Annotated in this window: 19 protein-coding genes and 1 tRNA gene; 6 read left to right on the forward strand and 14 right to left on the reverse strand. The window is 71.8% G+C overall.

Going from position 1 to position 18644, the window contains the following annotated elements; translation table 11 throughout:
* Nucleotides 1-96 precede the first annotated feature (96 nt).
* From VMI11_09200 to VMI11_09230, 7 genes are all read right to left on the reverse strand, one after another.
* The gene (locus VMI11_09200; GenBank protein ID HTY72584.1) at nucleotides 97-900 is read right to left on the reverse strand and encodes a DUF2127 domain-containing protein; all 804 of its coding nucleotides are present in this window, start codon (nucleotides 898-900) and stop codon (nucleotides 97-99) included.
* A 90-nt stretch (nucleotides 901-990) separates the two neighbouring features.
* The gene (locus VMI11_09205; protein ID HTY72585.1) at nucleotides 991-1647 is read right to left on the reverse strand and encodes a hypothetical protein; all 657 of its coding nucleotides are present in this window, start codon (nucleotides 1645-1647) and stop codon (nucleotides 991-993) included.
* A gap of 221 nt (nucleotides 1648-1868) precedes the next feature.
* On the reverse strand, nucleotides 1869-2939 hold the full coding sequence (locus VMI11_09210; GenBank protein HTY72586.1) for an ABC transporter ATP-binding protein: 1071 nt from the start codon (nucleotides 2937-2939) through the stop codon (nucleotides 1869-1871).
* Nucleotides 2936-3676: an ABC transporter permease gene (locus VMI11_09215; GenBank protein HTY72587.1), complete on the reverse strand. Its 741-nt coding sequence runs from the start codon at nucleotides 3674-3676 to the stop codon at nucleotides 2936-2938. The genes VMI11_09210 and VMI11_09215 overlap by 4 nt, the downstream gene beginning before the upstream one ends.
* Nucleotides 3677-3738: 62 nt before the next feature.
* Nucleotides 3739-4530 (reverse strand): molybdate ABC transporter substrate-binding protein, encoded by a 792-nt coding sequence (modA, locus tag VMI11_09220; GenBank protein HTY72588.1) that lies wholly within the window; start codon nucleotides 4528-4530, stop codon nucleotides 3739-3741.
* The gene (locus tag VMI11_09225; protein HTY72589.1) at nucleotides 4527-4937 is read right to left on the reverse strand and encodes a TOBE domain-containing protein; all 411 of its coding nucleotides are present in this window, start codon (nucleotides 4935-4937) and stop codon (nucleotides 4527-4529) included. The genes modA and VMI11_09225 overlap by 4 nt, the downstream gene beginning before the upstream one ends.
* Nucleotides 4938-4993: 56 nt before the next feature.
* On the reverse strand, nucleotides 4994-5254 hold the full coding sequence (locus tag VMI11_09230; protein ID HTY72590.1) for a metal-sensitive transcriptional regulator: 261 nt from the start codon (nucleotides 5252-5254) through the stop codon (nucleotides 4994-4996).
* A 126-nt stretch (nucleotides 5255-5380) separates the two neighbouring features.
* Here VMI11_09230 and VMI11_09235 point away from each other — a divergent pair, with 126 nt between their 5' ends.
* From VMI11_09235 to VMI11_09250, 4 genes are all read left to right on the forward strand, one after another.
* Nucleotides 5381-5779 (forward strand): OsmC family protein, encoded by a 399-nt coding sequence (locus tag VMI11_09235; protein HTY72591.1) that lies wholly within the window; start codon nucleotides 5381-5383, stop codon nucleotides 5777-5779.
* 67 nt (nucleotides 5780-5846) lie between these two features.
* The gene (locus VMI11_09240) at nucleotides 5847-8159 is read left to right on the forward strand and encodes an FdhF/YdeP family oxidoreductase (protein ID HTY72592.1); all 2313 of its coding nucleotides are present in this window, start codon (nucleotides 5847-5849) and stop codon (nucleotides 8157-8159) included.
* A 99-nt stretch (nucleotides 8160-8258) separates the two neighbouring features.
* Nucleotides 8259-8687, forward strand: a complete 429-nt coding sequence (locus tag VMI11_09245; protein ID HTY72593.1) for a VOC family protein — start codon at nucleotides 8259-8261, stop codon at nucleotides 8685-8687.
* A 132-nt stretch (nucleotides 8688-8819) separates the two neighbouring features.
* Nucleotides 8820-8911 (forward strand) — tRNA-Ser (locus VMI11_09250).
* A gap of 152 nt (nucleotides 8912-9063) precedes the next feature.
* On the opposite strand, the gene VMI11_09255 is transcribed toward VMI11_09250, so the two are convergent.
* Nucleotides 9064-9888: a hypothetical protein gene (locus tag VMI11_09255; protein ID HTY72594.1), complete on the reverse strand. Its 825-nt coding sequence runs from the start codon at nucleotides 9886-9888 to the stop codon at nucleotides 9064-9066.
* Nucleotides 9885-10436, reverse strand: a complete 552-nt coding sequence (locus VMI11_09260; GenBank protein ID HTY72595.1) for a sigma-70 family RNA polymerase sigma factor — start codon at nucleotides 10434-10436, stop codon at nucleotides 9885-9887. The genes VMI11_09255 and VMI11_09260 overlap by 4 nt, the downstream gene beginning before the upstream one ends.
* Before the next feature lie 312 nt (nucleotides 10437-10748).
* Here VMI11_09260 and VMI11_09265 point away from each other — a divergent pair, with 312 nt between their 5' ends.
* The gene (locus VMI11_09265) at nucleotides 10749-11288 is read left to right on the forward strand and encodes a hypothetical protein (GenBank protein HTY72596.1); all 540 of its coding nucleotides are present in this window, start codon (nucleotides 10749-10751) and stop codon (nucleotides 11286-11288) included.
* A gap of 138 nt (nucleotides 11289-11426) precedes the next feature.
* On the opposite strand, the gene VMI11_09270 is transcribed toward VMI11_09265, so the two are convergent.
* The 5 genes from VMI11_09270 to VMI11_09290 form a co-directional block, all read right to left on the reverse strand.
* Nucleotides 11427-12458, reverse strand: coding sequence for a C40 family peptidase (locus tag VMI11_09270; GenBank protein HTY72597.1), 1032 nt, complete (start codon nucleotides 12456-12458; stop codon nucleotides 11427-11429).
* 55 nt (nucleotides 12459-12513) lie between these two features.
* Entirely contained in the window at nucleotides 12514-14208 is a 1695-nt protein-coding gene (locus VMI11_09275) for an alkaline phosphatase family protein (protein ID HTY72598.1), read from the reverse strand.
* Nucleotides 14209-14376: 168 nt separating this feature from the next.
* Nucleotides 14377-14583: a hypothetical protein gene (locus VMI11_09280; protein HTY72599.1), complete on the reverse strand. Its 207-nt coding sequence runs from the start codon at nucleotides 14581-14583 to the stop codon at nucleotides 14377-14379.
* On the reverse strand, nucleotides 14580-15458 hold the full coding sequence (locus VMI11_09285; protein HTY72600.1) for a metalloregulator ArsR/SmtB family transcription factor: 879 nt from the start codon (nucleotides 15456-15458) through the stop codon (nucleotides 14580-14582). The genes VMI11_09280 and VMI11_09285 overlap by 4 nt, the downstream gene beginning before the upstream one ends.
* Before the next feature lie 42 nt (nucleotides 15459-15500).
* Complete coding sequence (locus VMI11_09290; protein HTY72601.1) at nucleotides 15501-17060, reverse strand: SIR2 family protein; 1560 nt, start codon at nucleotides 17058-17060, stop codon at nucleotides 15501-15503.
* Between the two features lie 79 nt (nucleotides 17061-17139).
* Here VMI11_09290 and VMI11_09295 point away from each other — a divergent pair, with 79 nt between their 5' ends.
* The gene (locus tag VMI11_09295) at nucleotides 17140-18606 is read left to right on the forward strand and encodes a DUF2252 domain-containing protein (GenBank protein ID HTY72602.1); all 1467 of its coding nucleotides are present in this window, start codon (nucleotides 17140-17142) and stop codon (nucleotides 18604-18606) included.
* Nucleotides 18607-18644: the final 38 nt, after the last annotated feature.

Genomic DNA, 18644 nt, shown 5'->3' on the forward strand with positions numbered 1-18644 from the left:
GCCTGCTCTAGGCCCCCCTGCCTGCTTTGGAATGAACGCGGCGTTCAGTCGCACCTAATGGAAGAACGCCGCGTTCATCCGGAAAAGAGGGAGGGGTCAGAGGGGGGTGGCGGGCTGGCGGGTCGGCTGCTCGACGGCGGGTGAGGCCTGCGCCGCGGCCGCCGCCTCCACCGTGAGCAGGGACGCTTCGTGGCGCTGGGCGGCGTACGCCGTCCCGCCACCGCGCACCCCGAACAACCGCTTGGTCAGGACGAGGTAGGCCACGAGCGCGATGTTGAGGAGGAACGCGGCGAGCCGCAGCGGGGTGACCTTGTCGATCAGCTCGTAGATCTCGAACGGCAGGAACACCGAGGTCGCGACGGCGGCCAGGTACTCCCCCCAGCGCTTCAGCGACCACAGGCCCACCCCCTCGGCCACCTGCAGGCACGCGTAGGCGAACAGCCCCGCCCCGATCCACGCCAGGGTGCGCGGATCGGTCTCCAGGAGCCGGTGGATGCGGGCGATGATCGGGCTGTGGTCGATGTCGAGGTCGAAGGCCTGGGCTAGCGGCCGCGCGGCCGGAAGGATCCGGTCGAAGGTCTGCTCGAGGGAGCTCTCGGACGTACGGAACTGCAGGACGGCGTAGCCGAGCAGCGCCAAGACGGTGGCTCGCACCCAGCGCTCGACCGCGAACAGGCGCAGGATCGTCGCCTCGCGCAGCTGGCGCCCCCGAAGGACGAGGGGTGCGTCCGCGGCCGGCCCGCCGCCCTGCGGCTCACCGAGCACGAACGTCCCGCAGCGCAGGCACCGCCACGCCTCGCCCGCTGGCGTCGGCGCGTGCAGCCGCGCCGCCAGGTCCGGCTCGTCGGGACGGAAGGTGACGTGGCCGTGGCGGGCGCACCCGCGCAGGCTCCAGTCCACGGCGACCAAGCCTAGGGGCGACAGATGGGGCGGCGGTGAGAGGCGAGGGGTCGCGAGAAGTCGTACGTCGCCGGCGAGCGGCCGCGCGGGTCAGGACCAGGGGGCGTCAGGCAGGTGCTCGTCGAGCAAGCCACCGGGGCGACACTCGCCGGAGACGTACCCGTCGGGCATGTCCGGGTAGACGACCCGCCAGTACGTCCGTGCCAGGTACAGGCCCGCGCCGGGAGTCGCGCCGAGCAGCTGGGCCATGCGGGCGTCGCGCTGCACCGCCGCGCACTCGGCGAGCGCCTCGTCGGTGATGCCGGACATGTGCATGGACTCGTGGGTCAGCACGTGGACCGCGATGACCTGGTCGAGGGTCGGGTGGACCTTCGAGGAGTGCAGGTAGCCCCGCAGGTCCGCGCACTGGTCGTGCTTGATCAGGGTCCTGTGCTCCGGTACGCCGCCCGCGCCCCACTTGACGTACCCCAGCTCGGTTCCGCCGTCGACGAAGGCCTGGCCGAAGGTCTGGCAGTGGACCGACACCCGGATGCCAATGAGCTCCGACGCGGCGGCGGCCAGCTGCTTCTGCTCCGCGCGCCGGTGCACCCCCGGGGTCGCGAACACCAGCGCGGGCAGCACCAGCGCGACGACGGCGATCGCCGGGAAGCGTCCGGGACGGCCGAGGGCGTCGACGCGGTGCAGACCCCAGCGCAGGGCGAGGAACAGCGCCGCGCACACCAGCACCTGAGCCAGCGCGTCGAGCATGTCGCCTCCCTGCGGACGTACCCCGGCTTCTGCCAGCCCATCACCGGCCCTCCCGAGCCCGGCGGGACCCGGTACCGACCCGGTACCCGACCCTGCCGCCCTGCCGAGTCAGCCTCACCCTCGGATCGGCAGGAATGAACGCGGCATTCATCCAATAGGTCCGACTGAATGCCCCGTTCATTCGAAACAACCGGGGGCGGGTCGGGCTGCGGGGATCGGGTTCAGGCGGCGGGGGCGGGGTAGACCTCCGCCTCGGTGGCCTTGAGGCTGACCCACACGGGATGGCCGGGCGCCAGGTCGAGCGCCGCGACGGCGGCCGGCGTCACGTCGACCAGGGCGTTCGGGGGACCGGCGACCGCGACCCGTACCCGGTCCCCGAGTGGCTCGAGGCCGCTGACGCGGCCGGCCCACGCGTTGCGAGGTGAGCCGCCGGGCGCCGCGAGGTGCAGGCCGAGCGCGGCTGGGCGTACGGCCACCAGGACCGGCCCGTCCATCGACGTGTCGGCCACGACGACGTGCCCCCCGCCGGCCAGCACGACGTCGCCGTGAGCGGCCCGCCCCGGCCACAGGTTGAGGCCGAGCAGGCTGGCCACGTACGCCGTCGCCGGGCGCCGCCCCACCTCCGCCGGCGTCCCCCGCTGGGCGACCCTGCCCCCCTCGAGGACCAGCAGCGAGTCGGCCAGCACCATCGCCTCCACCGCGTCGTGGGTCACGACGAGAGACGGCCCGGAGAACGCGTGCAGGTGCCGACGCAGGTCGGCACGGACCTCTCCGCGCGTCCCGGCGTCGAGGGCCGACAGCGGCTCGTCGAGGAGCAGCAGCTGCGGCCCCGACGCGAGCGCCCGGGCCAGGGCGACCCGCTGGGCCTGCCCGCCGGAGAGCTCACCCGGCCGGCTCCCCGCGTACGCCGCCAGCCCCATCCGGTCCAGCCACGGCCGGGCCGTACGTCGGGACGCGGCGCGCCGTTGCCCGCGGCAGCGAGGCCCGAAGGCGACGTTGTCCAGCACGGACAGGTGCGGGAACAGGAGGTAGTCCTGGAACACCACGCCCACCGGACGTTGCTGGGTGGGAACCCGCACGCCCTGCGAAGGGTCCTCGAGGACCGAGTCCCCCAGCCGCACGTAGCCGTCGGTGAGGGGGTGGAGCCCGGCGAGGCAGCGCAGCAGGCTCGTCTTCCCCGCGCCGTTCGGGCCCACGATCGCGACGACCTCCCCCGGTCGGGCGCTCACCCCGGCATCCAGGTCGAACGCGCCGCGGCGGGCCTGCACCGAGGCGTCGAGCCCCTCGCTCATCGCGCCAGCCCGGGCAGCCACCGTCCACGCAGCACGACCAGCACGAGCACGGAGACGGCGAGCAGCACCAGGCTCAGCGCGAACGCTGCCTCCGGGTCCTGCTCGAGCTCCAGGTAGACGGCGAGCGGGAGGGTCTGGGTACGGCCCGGGAAGTTCCCGGCAAAGGTGATCGTCGCCCCGAACTCCCCGAGCGCTCGGGCCCAGCTGAGCACGGCTCCGGCCGCGACGCTCGGCCCGATCATGGGCAGCGTCACCCGGCGCAGCACCGTCAGCCGGTCCGCTCCGAGCGTGGCGGCCGCCTCCTCATAGCGGACGTCAGCGGCTCGCAGCGCCCCCTCGACGGTCACCACGAGGAACGGCATGGCGACGAAGGTCTCCGCCAGCACGACCGCCGCCGTCGTGAACGGCAGCGAGTAGCCCGTGTGCTCATAGATTGGCTGCCCGACGATCCCGCGGCGCCCGAACGCCAGCAGCAGCGCGACGCCGCCGACGACGGGGGGCAGGACGAGCGGAACGGTCACCAGGGCACGCAGGAGATTGCGTCCCGGCAGCCGCAGGCGGGCGAGGGCCCAGGCCAGCGGTACGCCGAGCACGAGGCAGAGCCCGGTCGAGACGGTGGCTGTCAGGAGCGAGAGCCGCAGCGCCTCCAGCGAGGTCTCCCGCCCCAGCAGCTCGACCAGCCGGTGCCAGGGCGCGCGGACCAGCAGGCCGAGCATGGGCAGCACGAGAAACGCCATGCCGAGCGCGGCGAGCCCGAGGAGCAGCGCGAGCCCGGCCCCGGCCCGCAGTCGTCTCCGCGTCAGGGTGCGCCGAACCCGGCGGCTGACATGACCGACTGGCCGGCGGGCGAGAGGACGTACGCCACGAACGCAGCAGCCGTGCTCGCGTTCTTGCTGCTCTTGAGGGGAGCGATCGGGTACGTCGTCGTCACGTTGTCCGACGCCGCGATCTCGATGCCGTTCACCTTGCTGCCCGCCGACTTCACGTCCGTGACGTACACGATCCCGGCGTCGACCTCACCGAGTTCGACCTTGGTGAGCACCGACTTGACGTCCGGCTCCTCGGTGGCGGGCGTGACGGTGAGGTTGTTCTTCTGGAACAGCTGCTGCGCTGCCGCGCCGCAGGGCACCGCCACGGCGCAGACGGCGACCTTGACATCAGGCTTGGCCAGGTCCGGCAGCCCTTCGATGCCCGCCGGGTCGGACGGAGGCGTCGCGATCTCCATCGTGTTCGTGGCGAAGTTCTGCGGCGTCGCCGAGGTGGCGTTCGCCGTCGTCACCGTGCCCATCGTCTTCGTACTGGCGGCGGCGAAGACGTCCGCGGGAGAGCCGTTGACGATCTGCTGGGCCAGGTCGGAGCTCCCGCCGAAGCTGAAGGTCACCGTGGTGCCGGGGTGCGCCGCCTGGAAGTTGGTGCCAATCGTCGTGAAGACCTCCTGCAACGACGCGGCGGCCAGGACGGTGATCTTCCCGGTGACCGACCCGGAGGACGCCGCCGTCGAGGACGACGACCCCGAGCTGCTGCTCGAGCTGCACCCGGCGGCGAGAACGGCGCCGGCGACTACGACGATGCCCAGCGACCAGCGCTTCACAACCCCTCCGGGATCTCGACGACGACATTGGTGGACTTCATCGAGGCCACGGCGAGGACACCCGGTTCCAGGCCGAGGTCGTCGGCGGCCTCGCGACTCATGAGGGACACCACCCGGTAAGGCCCGCACTGCAGCTCGACCTGCGCCATGACCGCGTCCCGCAGGACGCGGGTGACCAGGCCGGGGAACCGGTTGCGCGCGGAGGCGCGCAGGACCGGCGAGTCCGTCCCCGCGGGGTGCTCGGTGGTGCTCTCGCGCATGAAGCGAGCGAGCTCAGCCCCCTCGATGCTGCGCCGGCCCTGCGCGTCCGCGACCGTCGTGAGCCGCCCCGCGTCGGCCCACCGGCGGACCGTGTCGTCACTCACTCCGAGCAGGGCCGCCGCATCGGATATCCGCAGCTGCGTCACAGTGGCGAGCCTACTGCCGCAGTTGCCAGCCCGGGCCCGGACCGCCGAACCGATTCTCAGGCGAGGCTGAGGAAGAGCTTCTCCATCTCCTCGGGCGACATCGGCTGCTTCTCGGTACCGCTGAGGCACTGGCGCATCCCGCTGGCCAGCAGCTTGAAGCCGGCCCTATCCAGCGCTTTGCTCGCCGCGGCCATCTGGGTGACGATGTCGGCGCAGTCCCGCCGCTCCTCGAGCATGCGGATGATGCCGCCCAGCTGCCCCTCGATGCGGCGCAGCCGCTTGATGACCTCGTCGCTCGCCTGGGCCTCCAGTTCCATGGGGCCAGTCTAGCCATACCCCTAGGGGTAGGTCTACGCATGACCTTGGTCCCTGGACGCCGGCCTTCCTCGCGGACATACCATGGGGGGTATAGGAGAGGAGTCGCCATGACGACCGGGACGACCGTGACCACCGAGCGGGTGAGTGTGGCGCACGAGGGCGGGGACCGCTTCGGGATCGACGTACGCGGTCACCACATCACCGTCGACCAGCCGGTCAGCGCGGGTGGCATGGACTCCGCCCCGACGCCGACGGAGCTGTTCGTCGCGAGCCTGGCCGCGTGCATCGGCTTCTACGCCCGCCGCTACCTCGCCCGCCACGACCTGCCCTTCGAAGGCCTGACGGTCACCGCCGACTTCGCGATGGCGTCGCGGCCCTCCCGCGTCGGCTCCTTCGAGATCCGCCTGGTCCTGCCGGAGGGCGTACCAGCCGATCGTCACGAGGCCCTGCTCGCGGTCGCCTCGCACTGCACGGTGCACAACACGCTGGCGCTCCCCCCCGAGGTGTCCATCACGCTCGCCTGACCCCAGCCCCCGTTGCCATGAGCCCCGTTCTGGTTCGCCGGTGGGGCTGGCGGGACAAGATGGGGGCATGCCAGAACGCCGGCCACCCGAGCGAGACGTCGACGACTCGCGCCTCGAGGTGGGCCCCCCCAAGCAGGTCGTCGCCGGTCTGCCGGGGATCTGGCACGCGATGCAGCACGGGCTCGAGGAGGCCGGGGTTGCTCGCTCGGTACGGGCGCTGCGCCGGATGAACCAGAAGGGCGGATTCGACTGCCCGTCCTGCGCCTGGCCCGACCCCGACGACCGCAAGATGGCGGAGTTCTGCGAGAACGGCGCCAAGGCCGTCGCGTGGGAGACCGACCGCAAGCGGGTCGACACCGGCTTCTGGACGACGTACCCCGCCAGCGACCTGGCCGAGCGCAGCGAGTACTGGCTCGGCCAGCAGGGCCGCCTCGTCGAGCCGGTCCACAAGCCCGAGGGCAGCGACCACTACGAGCCCATCTCGTGGGAGGCGGCCTTCGACCTCATCGCCCGAGAGCTGGGCGCGCTCGACTCCCCCGACGAGGCCGTCTTCTACACGTCGGGGCGCACGAGCAACGAGGCGGCGTACGTCTACCAGCTGTTCGTCCGGGCCTTCGGCACCAACAATCTCCCCGACTGCTCGAACATGTGCCACGAGTCGACCAGCGTCGCGCTCGCGGAGACGATCGGCGTCGGCAAGGCGAGCGTCACCTACGACGACTTCCTCGAGGCCGAGCTCATCATCGTCATGGGCCAGAACCCGGGAACCAACCATCCGCGCATGCTGATCGCGCTCGAGGAGGCCAAGAGGAACGGCACGAGCATCATCGCGATCAACCCGATGCCCGAGCCCGGGCTCATGCGCTTCAAGAACCCGCAGCGCCCGTCGGGCATCGCGGGCAAGGGCACCGCGCTGGCGGACCTGCACCTGCCGGTACGTCTCGGCGGCGACATGGCCCTCCTCCAAGCGGTGCAGAAGCGCGTGCTCGCCATGGGGCCCGAGGTGCTGGACACGCAGTTCCTGGCCGACCGCACGGCCGGTCTGGAGGCGCTGCGGGAGCACCTGGCGGCGCTGTCCGAGGACGACGTACGCGAGGCGACCGGCCTCACCTCGGGGCAGATCGACGACCTGGCTCGCCGCTACGTCGCGTCGGAGCGCACCATCGTCTGCTGGGCGATGGGCCTGACGCAGCACAAGGCGGCCGTGGCCACCATCCGCGAGATCGTCAACCTGCAGGCGTTGCGCGGCAACATCGGCAAGCCCGGGGCCGGGCTCGCCCCGATCCGCGGCCACAGCAACGTCCAGGGCGACCGCACGATGGGCATCTGGGAGAAGCCGCGCCCGGAGTTCCTCGACGCGCTGGAACGCGAGTTCGGCATCCCGATGCCGCGCGAGGACGGCTACGACGTCGTCGACTCCATCCGGGCCATGCGCGACGGGCGGGCGAAGGTGTTCTTCGCCCTCGGCGGCAACTTCGTCTCCGCCGTGTCCGACACCGACGTGGCGATCGCCGCACTGCGACGTACCCGGCTGACGGTCCAGGTGTCCACGAAGCTGAACCGCTCGCACGGGGTGACGGGCGCGCAGGCGCTGATCCTGCCGACTCTCGGACGTACCGAGCGCGACGTCCAGCGCAGTGGCCCCCAGTTCGTGAGCGTCGAGGACACGGTCTGCGCCGTGCACGCCTCACGGGGCCGGCTCGAGCCCGCGTCCCCGCACCTTCGCAGCGAGGTCGCGATCGTGTGCGGCGTCGCGTCACGCACTCTCGGTCCGCGCGGGGCCGGGATCGACTGGCAGGGCTTCACCGACGACTATGACCGCATCCGCGAGCACATCGGGCGCACGGTGCCGGGCTGTCACGACTACAACCACCGGGTACGTCAGCGAGGTGGCTTCGTCCTCCCGCACGGCCCGCGCGACTCGCGGACCTTCCCGACGGCGAGCGGCCGCTTGGAGCTCACCGTCAACACCCTGGAGTGGCCGCGGGTCCCGGCCGGTCGGCTGCTCCTGCAGACCGTCCGCTCGCACGACCAGTTCAACACCACCATCTACGGCCTCGACGACCGCTATCGCGGCGTGCACCGGGGTCGCCGCGTGGTGTTCGTCAACCCCGACGACCTCGCCGAGCTCGGGATCGCCGACGGGTCGATGGTCGACCTGCACTCGGAGTGGTCGGACGAGGTCGACCGGCACGTGCACGACTTCCGCGTCATCGCCTACCCGACGGCCCGCGGCTGCGCGGCGGCGTACTTCCCGGAGACCAACCCGCTCGTCCCGCTCGACCACCAGGCCGACCGCAGCGGTACGCCGGTGTCCAAGGCGATCGTGGTCCGGCTCGAGCCGGCCCGGACGCCACCGGGGCCAGCGGCACCGCGCTGACCGCCCGCCAACCGCCGCGCTCGACCGACCGCGCCGATGAGCGCGCCGCCGGGTCGCGGCCCGGCTGACGCGAAGCGGTACGGGGCTAGTCTCGCCGGCATGCCCGTCCCGACGCCGCGCCTGGTGCAGGTCGTCCTCGACACCACCGACGCCCGCGCCAGCGCGGAGTTCTGGCGCCAGCTGCTCGGCCTGGCCTACCGGCCGGGACAGGAGACCCCGCCCCCCGGCGTGGACGACCCCGAGGGCCGGGACTGGCTCAACCTGCTCGACCCCGACGGCACCCCGCGGCTGGCCTTCCAGCAGGTCGACGAGTTCGCCCGCACCACCTGGCCCAGCCCCGAGGTGCCGCAGCAGCTCCACCTCGACCTCAGCGTGGCGACCACGACCGAGCTCGACGCGGTCCACGAGCGCATCCTGGAGCTGGGCGGTGAGCTGCGCTACGACCGCTCCGAGGATGCCGAGGAGCCCCTGCGGGCGTACGCCGATCCTGCCGGCCACACCTTCTGCGTCTTCGTCGCCCCCCACTGAGCCCCCGCGCCGACCCGCTCCCTCCCCCCACCTGTGGCGGGATCCACGTCCCTCGGCGCTCCGGGAGAGACGGGCAAGCCGCCACATGATGGGGGGTGCGGGGGAGCGGGACCTGAGACGATGGCACCGCCAGGAGGGCTCGCCTAGTGGCCGATGGCGGCGGTCTTGAAAACCGCTATGGCTGGTGACAGTCATCGTGGGTTCGAATCCCACGCCCTCCGCCACGCGTTCCGGTCCGACGTACGTCGCCCCGAGCAGCCTGGCCACCGCGCTGACCGTGACCTTGTTGTCCCAAGCAAGAGCCTCGGGGCGACAACAACGTCACGGTCGGCGAGCGAGGGCCAGCGTGCGAGGGTTCGGGCTGCTCGGCCCGGCGTCAGTGGAAGACGAGGCCGGCCACGAGGGCGCGGTTGGCCGCCAGCTCGGATGCCGGGTGGTCCAGCGTCCACGACCAGATGACGACGAGCCCGCCCCCCGGCGCGTCGAGCAGCGTGTACTCGGCGTGCAGTCCCGCCCAATACGCCGCCGTCCCGCCTCCGCTCGCGAACGTGGGCGCGGCCGGAAGCATGTTCTTGTGCGCCGTGAGCGCAGCGCCCCGTCGAAGGCCCCCGGTCACCCGCCACGCCGGGCGGCCACCGACCGTCGTCGGGCTCAGCGCGGTGCCCGCGAGGAAGGGCCGCCCAGCCAGCCACTGGGCCACGGACCGGGCATCCGTCCCGGCGGCAGGGTCGCGGGTCCACGTGTAGTCGTCGCGCGCCGGCACCGGGTTCTCCATGACGGTGACGCCCGTGTCCGAGACACTCGTCCGGTAGAACTCGACGGTGTCCCTCCTCATGTCGCCGAAGGAGGCTGAGAAGTCGGCCGGCAGCGTGAGCGTCAGCGGGATCGCGAGCCCCACCGAAAAGGTCCGCGTGCCCGGGACGTGGCAGACCTGGCCCGGTGGGCACAGCACCGCTGATGGGGATGGGCTGGGCGCGCCGGCGGGGACCGGCGTCCGCTGAGCTGCCTGGCCCAGCCAGGGCCCACGGGCCACGAGGCCCGCCACCACGGCAACGACCACCGCCGCGGCCGCGACGACGAGTGCTGTCCGCCGCCGGTGGGTCCGGTGGAGGTCGACGAGCGCGGCGGAGGGGTCGACGTCGATGCTCGCTTGGCGCCGTACGTCCGCCGCCGCGGCCCGGCCGAGCTCGTCGATGCTCACGACTCCCCCTCGTTGCGATGGCCCAGGGCGGCGGCAAGAGCGGCCCGGCCACGGAACAGATGGGCCTTTACGGTGCCCTCAGCACAGCCGAGCGTCGCGGCGATGTCCGCGACCCCCAGGTCGAAGACGTAGTGCAAGGCGATGGCCTGAGCCTGCCGCCGGGGAAGCTTGCGGACCTCCGCCCAGAAGGCCTCGTGCTCGTCGTGGGCGGCGGCCCGGGGCGGTGGCTGGCTGCGAAGCCGCAGTAGCCCGCGCGCCTCCACGCTGCGCCGGCGCCAGCTGGACACGGCCCGGTTGGCGCAGACGCGACGTACCCATGCCGCCGGGACGTCCATCCCGCCGACCGAGTCCCAGTGCCGGTAGGCCGCCAGCATCGCGTCCTGGGCGAAGTCGTCGGCGTACGCCGACCCGGACAGCGAGCGCGCGAACGCCACCAGCGAGGGCAGCTCGCGCCGGTAGAAGCTGTCGAACCCCTCGTACGCGCGCAGCTCCACGACGTCGTCCAGACCGTCACGCACCTCGTCGGAGCCCTCGACCGTGTTGGTCATGCACCCTCACACGCGGCAGGTAGCCGCCAGGTTTACCACCCGCCTCCACCAACGTCACCTGTCCCCAGCCCGCCCGTCCCCCCGCCCGCATGGCAACCGCAGCGTCCGACCCCGCACTCACCTCCGTCGCAATGAACGCGGCGTCGGTGCACACCTAGCGCAGGCACGCCGCGTTCATCGCAACGATTTGGGGCGCGGTCATGCGGTGGTGGCGTACGGGACCTTCTCCTCTGGGCCGGGCGCACCTTCGGCAGCAGCATGGAAGGGCGTGGGTCGGGGCCGCGTCGGCGTCCGGTCCGCCCGGAGGTCGACATGCGTACCCGAATCCTCACCCCTCTGGTCGCCGGGGCGCTGCTCGCCCTCATCCCGGTCAGCACGGTCGGTGCGGCCACGTCGGCGGCCTCCGTGTCGCCGCGGACCTGGAGCACGGCCTCGCGCACCGTCACGCGAAACCCGTTCCCGGCCCCGGAGGTGACCCAGATCAGGGTCGGCCATCACGCGACCTATGACCGGATCGTCATCCAGCTCAACGGCCCGCGAGCGCCGGGGTACGTCGTCAAGTACGTCAAGACGCTTCGCACCGACCCCGCCGACAAGGTGGTGAACCTCCTCGGCCCGGTCAACCTGCAGATCGTCGTCAAGCCCGCCAACGGCCACGACATCGACACCGGCAGGTCGACGCTCACCACGCCCTCACGGGTCAAGTGGCGCCTCGCCGAGGTCAAGGAGACCGCGGTCATCGGTGACTTCGAAGCCGTCTTCACCGTCGGGGTCGGGCTGGCCGCACGTACGCCGTTCCGCGTGCTGACCCTGCACCACCCCACCCGCATCGTGGTCGACGTCCGCCACTGACCGCGCACGCTCGAGCCCGGGCGCTCGTCCGCCGGTTCCCTCGCCCGGACGGGCGCCCGTTCGATCCCGCCGTGCCCCGCGATGACGCACGGAGAAGGCCCGATCCGCGCCGAAGGTCCTGGGCAACAGGCAGGAAGCTCAGGTCGGCAGGATCCGGCGGGCGCCGACGTACTCCCGCGACCACGGCGCCGCCGACAGGGGCGAGATCTGCACGTGGGTCCCCGTGTGGGGGGCGTGGATCATCAGGCCGTTGCCGACGTACATGCCGACGTGGTCGACCGTCGTGCCCGAGGAGGCGAAGAAGACGAGGTCGCCGGGCCGAAGCGACGCGCGCCGAACCGCGACCCCCGCCGTCGCCTGCGCGGAGCTGTCGCGCGGGATGCGGATGCCGTGGACGCGGTAGACGAGCTCGGTGAGCCCGCTGCAGTCCGGGCCGAAGCCCGAGGTCCCCGACCACAGGTACGCCAGCCCCAGGAACTTCTTCGCGGTCCGCACGAGTGAGCTCCCGCTCGCCGTCAGCGGCTGGCGGACGACGGCGGACACCGCGACTTTCAGGGTGGTCCCATCCGGCAGCCGGACCTTCCAGTACGCCCCCGAGCGCGCCACGGCCGGCAGCCGGGTGCCCATGCTCACCTCCAGGCGACGAGCTCCGGAGAGGGTGCGCAACCAGGTGGTGGGCTTGACCACCATGACGTGCGTCCCAGTGGTGGACTCCGAGCCGTTGACGAGCTGACGCTTGGGGATCCAGCCGGGGTAGCCGCGCGGGTCGAGCGGGGTCGGCTGCCCAGGCACGACGACTCGTGCCCAGTTGCCCGACAGAGCGATCACCCTGACCTGGTCGCCCAGCAGCACCTGGGTGTCCGCGCGGCCGTCGAGACCACGACGCTGCGCGTTGGTCATCGCCGACAGCCAGGTACGGATGCGCACCGGGTTCGCCAGCGCCGGGTGGTCGACGACGCGCGGCGAGGTCGCGTGCCGCCACACCGTCGCCACGGACACGTCGATCAGAGCTGGACCGAGGTGCAACGCCGCTGCGCTCGGCGTCGCGCCGGTCGTAGCCGCCGAGGCGGGTGTGGCGGTACGTGCCTGCGCCGGCACCACGGCCAGTCCCAGCACCGCGGCGGCCAGCACCGCGACTACGGTGCTGGCCGCCCGGGTGTGCAGCCTCATCGGACCAGCCTAGGGGCGGCCCTGGACCGCTGCAGTGGCCGTCCGGTTCGGGAGGTCAGCTCGACGCCTGCTCACCGGTGGCTGGATCCAGGACCAGCGTCGGGACGTTGCCGCCGCCGTGGCGGAAGTCGAACATCCCGCTGATCGGCCCTGCGACGTTGGCGAACGACCCTGGGATGCGTCCCAGACCCCAGTTCTGCTGGACGAACTGGATGATCGACGACTGGTCCGTCAGGGTGTGGTCGACGTAGTTCTGCTTCGCCCACGGTGAGACCACGAGCAGTGGGAGCCGCGGGCCGTACCCGCACCGACCCTGCTGTCCGGCCAGGGAACGGCCCGAGCCGCAGGAACCGGCCCCACTGAGGGTGTCTGCGGAGGACGTCGACGCGTTGTGGACCCCGCTGTATGCGTGGTCGTACCAGCCGTCGGAGTCGTCATAGGCGATCACCACGGCGGTGCTCGACCAGGTCGGCAGCTGCTCGAGCGCGTTGATCTCCTTGACCACGAACTCCTGCTCGTCGATGGGGTCCGAGTAGGCGGCGTGACCATCCTCGTAGCCCGGGGCCTTGAGGAAGCTCACCGCTGGCAGGTGGCTCGCGGGGAGCGACCCGTCACGGATCGCCGACACCAGCGCATCGAAGTCGCTCATGTCGTACTGGTGGTTCGCAGTGTCGAAGCGTCCCCGAGTCGCGGTGTCGGTGCCGATGGCGGCGAGCGACGCAGGCGCCAGATGGTGCGGGTTGGCGGTGGAGGCGTAGTACTGGAACGGCTCGTGATGGGGGATGTAGTCGCCCTTGCTGCCGTACTGTCCGCTCCCGCCCAGCGCCGCACCGACGGCGTGCTTCGCGGTGCACGTCACCTTGCCCTGGCTGGAGGACTCGGGGTCGTAGGACAGCGTCGTGTCTGTCGGGCCGGCGTAGGCCGCGTCCGGTCGGAAGCCGCCCTGGAACCATCCCCAGCTCACCTTGTCCGCGTTCAGCGTGTCCCCGATGTTGGGACCGCCGAGTGCCACGGCATCACGGGTCGAGCAGTCGTCGTAGAAGGGCTGGGCGTCGCTGATCAGGCTGAAGCCACCAAGACCGTCGTCGACGACGTCACCGTCGGTCGCCGCGCCGCGGATGGCGCGGATCACCCCACCGGTGTCCCCGGCCACCAGGTTGATCGCACCAGGCGAGGAGGGACCGAACGTCGTGCCATAGGAGTTGTCGCTCATGGCGAAATGCTGGGCGTAGTTCCAGAGCCCGGTGACGGTGTTCCCGTCGTAGTAGTTCATGACATCGCCGGCGTTGCACGGCTGGCCGGTCGGACCCTTCCCCGACCCGTTCCCCGTGTCGGCCACGAACTCGTCCATGGCGCCGCCGTCGAAGGCCGACTGTTCGTCCGTGTAGTCGTGGTCCTGGTCACAGGTGAGGACGTCGCCCAGGTTGGCGGGGTCGAGCCGGCGAGGGTTGACACCGTTGGGGTTCGCCGTGAGCAGGCTCGCGGTCAGTCCGTTCACCGCAGGCGTGCCCCTTGCCGCTGTGAACGGCTGGCCGGACGTGTTCGCGGCGACGGGATACGTGCCGAAGTAGTGATCGAAGGAGACGTTCTCCTGGAAGATCACCACAAGGTGCTTGATCGGAGTCGCGGTACGAGCGGCGCCAGGGTCCGCGGACGCGCTGGCGGTGCCGAGCACGATCGGTATGGCACTCAGCGTGGCCAGACCCAGGCCGGCGCGCAGCATGGTGCGGCGGGGTGGAGTGGTTGGCATGTCGGTCCTTCCCGGTCACGGCACCGCCCCCGGCATGGCGCGGTGCCCGTTCGGACGTACGACCGATTCCTCCCAGTCGCAGGCAACGCCCGCTCGTGACTTCGGTGAGGAACCTGCCAACGCAGGCTGAACACTTGACGGGCTCGAGCTGCTGCCCGTCGCGCGAACCTAGGGACCGGCGTGCGCGGCCTCCAACCCGACCACGTCGATCCTCGACATCGCGAGCATCGCCTCCCGTACGCGCCCGGCGCCTTCGGGGTCCGGATCCGACATCAACCGGCCCAACGCGGTCGGGATCACCTGCCTGGACGTGGAGAGCGCGATCGCCTCCTCCACCCTGCCGTCGAACCGCACGCAGGGCGTCGGCGCGCTCATCGGCGGCCGAGGTAGAGCAGCGAGCCCGGCGTCGTCAGCAGCTCGCCGGACTCGAGCCAGGTCTTCAGGCCCGAGAGGATCATCGGCCAGCCGCCGAAGAGCTGCTCGTTCGCGCCCTCGCGCAGCTCGTCGTGGGTGACGACGAGGCGGCAGGAATCCTCGACCTGCTCGACCTCCCAGGTCACGCGCGACTCCCCCTCGGCCTTGACGTCCTCGCCCCACAGCGCCGTCATCGTGTGGACGAGCCGCCACGGCGGGTGGACCTCGAGCACGCGCCCCTCGGCCAGTGGGGCCGGCGCCCCGGGCGCGGTCATCAGGTACGTCGTCCCCGGCCGCCAGTCGGTCTCGGGAGCCGCGCCGAAGTTGTACTTGCGCCGGATCTCCGGGTCGGTGATCGCGTCCCACAACCGCTCCGGAGTCGTCCGGATGTAGATCTCGTAGACCTTCTCCATCGTGCGCTCAGCCTCCGTCGTCTGGTCCTGCTCCGTCGTCTGGTCCTGCTCCGTCGTCTCGCCGTGCTCTGTCATCTCGCCCGGCTCCGTCGTCGTGCCTCCATCGGCCGAGCCGACCGACTCCAGGTCGCGCTTGAGGTCGCTCAGGCCGGCCGCCCACGGCGCGGCGTACTTGCTGATCCACCGGTCGTGCACCAACCGGATCGGGACCGGGTTGAGGAAGTGCAGCTTCTCCCTGCCGCGCCGCCGGGCGACGACCAGGCCCGCCTCCTCGAGCTGGCGCAGGTGCTTCATCACACCGAAGCGCGACATGGGGAAGCGGGCCTCGAGCGCGCTCAGTGTCTGGCCGTCCTCGGCGAAGAGCTCGTCGAGGATGGCGCGGCGCGTCGGGTCGGCCAGCGCCCGGAACACCGCGTCGTCCACGAGGCCCGACCATAGGTGACCATTTAGTCACATGTCAACGGATCAGTCCTCGGACCACCCGAAGCGGGCCAGCATCGTGGTGACCGCCGGCCACGCGCCCCCCGGCTCGAGGACCGGCCGGGCGGCCACGAGCTGCTCCAGGTAGCGCTTCAGCTCGACCTCGGCGCCCTCCAGGATCGAGGCGAAGCTGTCGTCGAGCACGTGCTGCCAGCCCTGGTCGGACTCGTTCGCCAGCCAGTCGAGGAAGATCTCCAGCCGCCGCGGCGGGTCGTCCCCGCTCATCGGCAGCAGGTAGAGGTCGTCGGACCAGACCATCTCCGCCGCCCGCTGCGGGCGCAGCACGAGCGCGGTGCCGAACGGCTCCTTGCCGGCGTCGGCCTGCGGGAGCAGCGCCCGCCGGACGTCGTGGATGACGGCGTGGAAGTGCTCGTCGGTCAGGCCGAAGCCGACGAAGAGCATGTGGCGGGTCACGAGCATCGCCTGCAGCAGCCCGGTGAGGGCCGCCCGGTGCTGTCCCACCGTGAGGTAGTCCGCCCTGGTCAGCACGATGTCCTCGCGCCGGTCCGGCCGCACACAGCCGTGCATCTTGAGCAGCCAGCCGTCGTAGCCCGGCCCGGGCCGCTCGTAGGGCAGCACCGCGAGACGACGCCCGGCGTCATGGGCAGCGGTCTCGAACAGCTCGTCGTAGTTGAGCGTCGCCGCCTCGCCGATGGGCAGGTTGGCCAGCAGGGCGTGGCCGAGCGCATAGGAGTCGACGCCGACGGCCCGCGCGATCGCGTCCACGAGCGCCTGGCGCCCGATCCGGCGCTCGATGATCGCCGCCTTGTCGAGGGCGGACAGCTCCCGCAGCTCCGGCTCGGAGAACAGCTCGCCTCCGGCCAGCTCGCGAAGCAGCCCGTCCCAGGTGGGCAAGCCGGCCGGGACGCCCGTACCGGCGCCGGTGAAGAGCACGACCTCCCCGCTGCGCGCGCGCAGCGCCAGCCGGTCCGCCTCCGCCAGGAGGGCACCGCCCAGCTCACGCTCGAAGGGCAGCCGGTGCTCGGGCCGGCGCCGGTGCGAGCGCGCGGCGGCGGCCATCGCGTCGGTCGTCAGCACGAGGGCGACGTCCACGCCGTCGGCCTCGTCGGCGAGCAGGTGGAGCAGGCGCTCGACGGCCTCGCCCTTCACCGCCGCGCCCCCGCCGGCACCGGTGCCCACGGCGGGAACCGCGAGGAGCGGCACCCTGCGCCGGGCCGCCGGCCCGCTGCGGTCGAGGCGCTTGGCCTGCTTGACGAACGCCGCCAGGGCACGCCGTACGTGGTCCCAGTCGACGGTGTCGACCGCCGTGGCCGTCTGGGTCAGCACCGGTACGGCTCCCGAGGGCCCCCGGCTGCCCACCACGCGGACCAGCTCGCCGCGCCGGAACGGCTCGGCGCTCACCCGCGCGACCGCGTCGCGGAAGCCACCCAGCCAGCTCGCGTGCGCGCCGTACGTCATCGACGGCGGGTCAGGTTGGGCGAACCAGCCCGGCGTGACATACGGACGGGCGTCGGTGGGCAGCAGCCACGCGTCGCACACGAGCCGCCTGACGTCGCCCCGCACGACGAAGACGTGACCTCGCACCGGCCGAGCCTGTCCCTCCGAACGCGCACCGCGCAAGGTGCTGCCTAGACTCCGCCCGGAGCACCTCGGAGGGAGCCGCATGACCGTTACGGAGTCCAGCGCAGACGTGGCCTCGACGACCCCGCCGCCGCGGTGGAAGCTGTGGAAGCTGACGCCGTCGCAGCGCAGGGCCCGCGGCCGCTCGGCACGCGACTGGGCGCCGCGAGCGCAGCAAGGCGAGTGGCGCGCCGGCCCCGACCGACCCGACCCGATCGCGCTGCTCGAGAGCCAGGCGGAGACCCGGGTCCCGGAGCTGCTGCCCATCCGCTATGGCCGCATGTCGGTGTCGCCGGGCACCTTCTACAGGGGTGCCGCGCTCATCATGGCAGCGGACCTCGCAGGGACACCGACGTCAGGGGTGACCGTCCAGCTCTGCGGTGACGCCCACCTCATGAACTTCGGCGTGTTCGCCTCACCGGAGCGCCAGCTGGTCTTCGACATCAACGACTTCGACGAGACGCTGCCCGGGCCTTGGGAGTGGGACGTCAAGCGACTCGTGGCCAGCCTCGAGATCGCGGGCCGGGACCGGGGATTTCGCCGCGACCAGCGCGAGGAGGTCGTCCTCGCCTGCGCCCAGGAATACCGCGAGCGCATCCGGGAGTCCTCCTCGATGCGGACCCTGGACGCCTGGTACGCCCACCTCGACGTCGAGGAGGTCGACCGCTGGATGGAGCAGGAGGTCCGGGAGAAGCGGCTGGGCAAGCGTGAGCACAAGGAGGTCGGTCGGGACATCGCGAAGGCACGTACCCGCGACCACGTACGCGTCTTCGCCAGGCGGGTCGGTGAGGTCGGTGGTCACCTGCGCATCGTCGGGGACCCGCCCCTGATCACCCCGATCGAGGACCTCGTGGGCACACCCGAGGAGCATGCCGCCGTTGAGCAGAGCATCCGCAAGCTGCTCAAGTCCTATCGCAAGACCCTGTCGCAGGACCACCACCCGATCGAGGAGTTCCGCTTCGTCCACCTGGCGCGCAAGGTCGTCGGCGTGGGCAGCGTCGGGACCCGCTGCTGGATCCTGCTGCTCACCGGTCGCGACAAGAACGACCCGCTGTTCCTGCAGGCGAAGGAGGCCCAGGCGTCGGTCCTGGAGCGGTACGTCGGCGCGAGCGCGTACCGCCATCACGGTCGGCGCGTGGTCGCCGGCCAGCACCTCATGCAGGCGGCGACCGACATCTTCCTCGGCTGGCAACGCGCAGTCGGCCTCGACGGCACGGCGCGTGACTACTACATCCGGCAGTTCCAGGACTGGAAGGGCTCGGTCGAGATCGACACCCTCAGCCCGTCCGGGGCGCTGCTCTACGGGCGCGTGTGCGCGACCGCCCTCGCGCGGGCGCACGCTCGGTGGGGGGACCGGATCGCGGTGGCGTCCTATCTCGGCAAGGGAGATGTGTTCGACCGGGCGATGGTCGAGTTCGCGCGCCGCTACGCCGACCAGAACGAGCGCGACTACGAGGCGCTGCTGGGCGCGATCCGTTCGGGGCGCCTCCCCGTCGAGTACGGCGTCTGAGCGCCAGAGGCCCCTGATTACGAGTGGGAGGACGGCCT

This window comes from Actinomycetes bacterium (assembly GCA_035506535.1).
GTDB lineage: Bacteria > Actinomycetota > Actinomycetes > DATJPE01 > DATJPE01 > DATJPE01.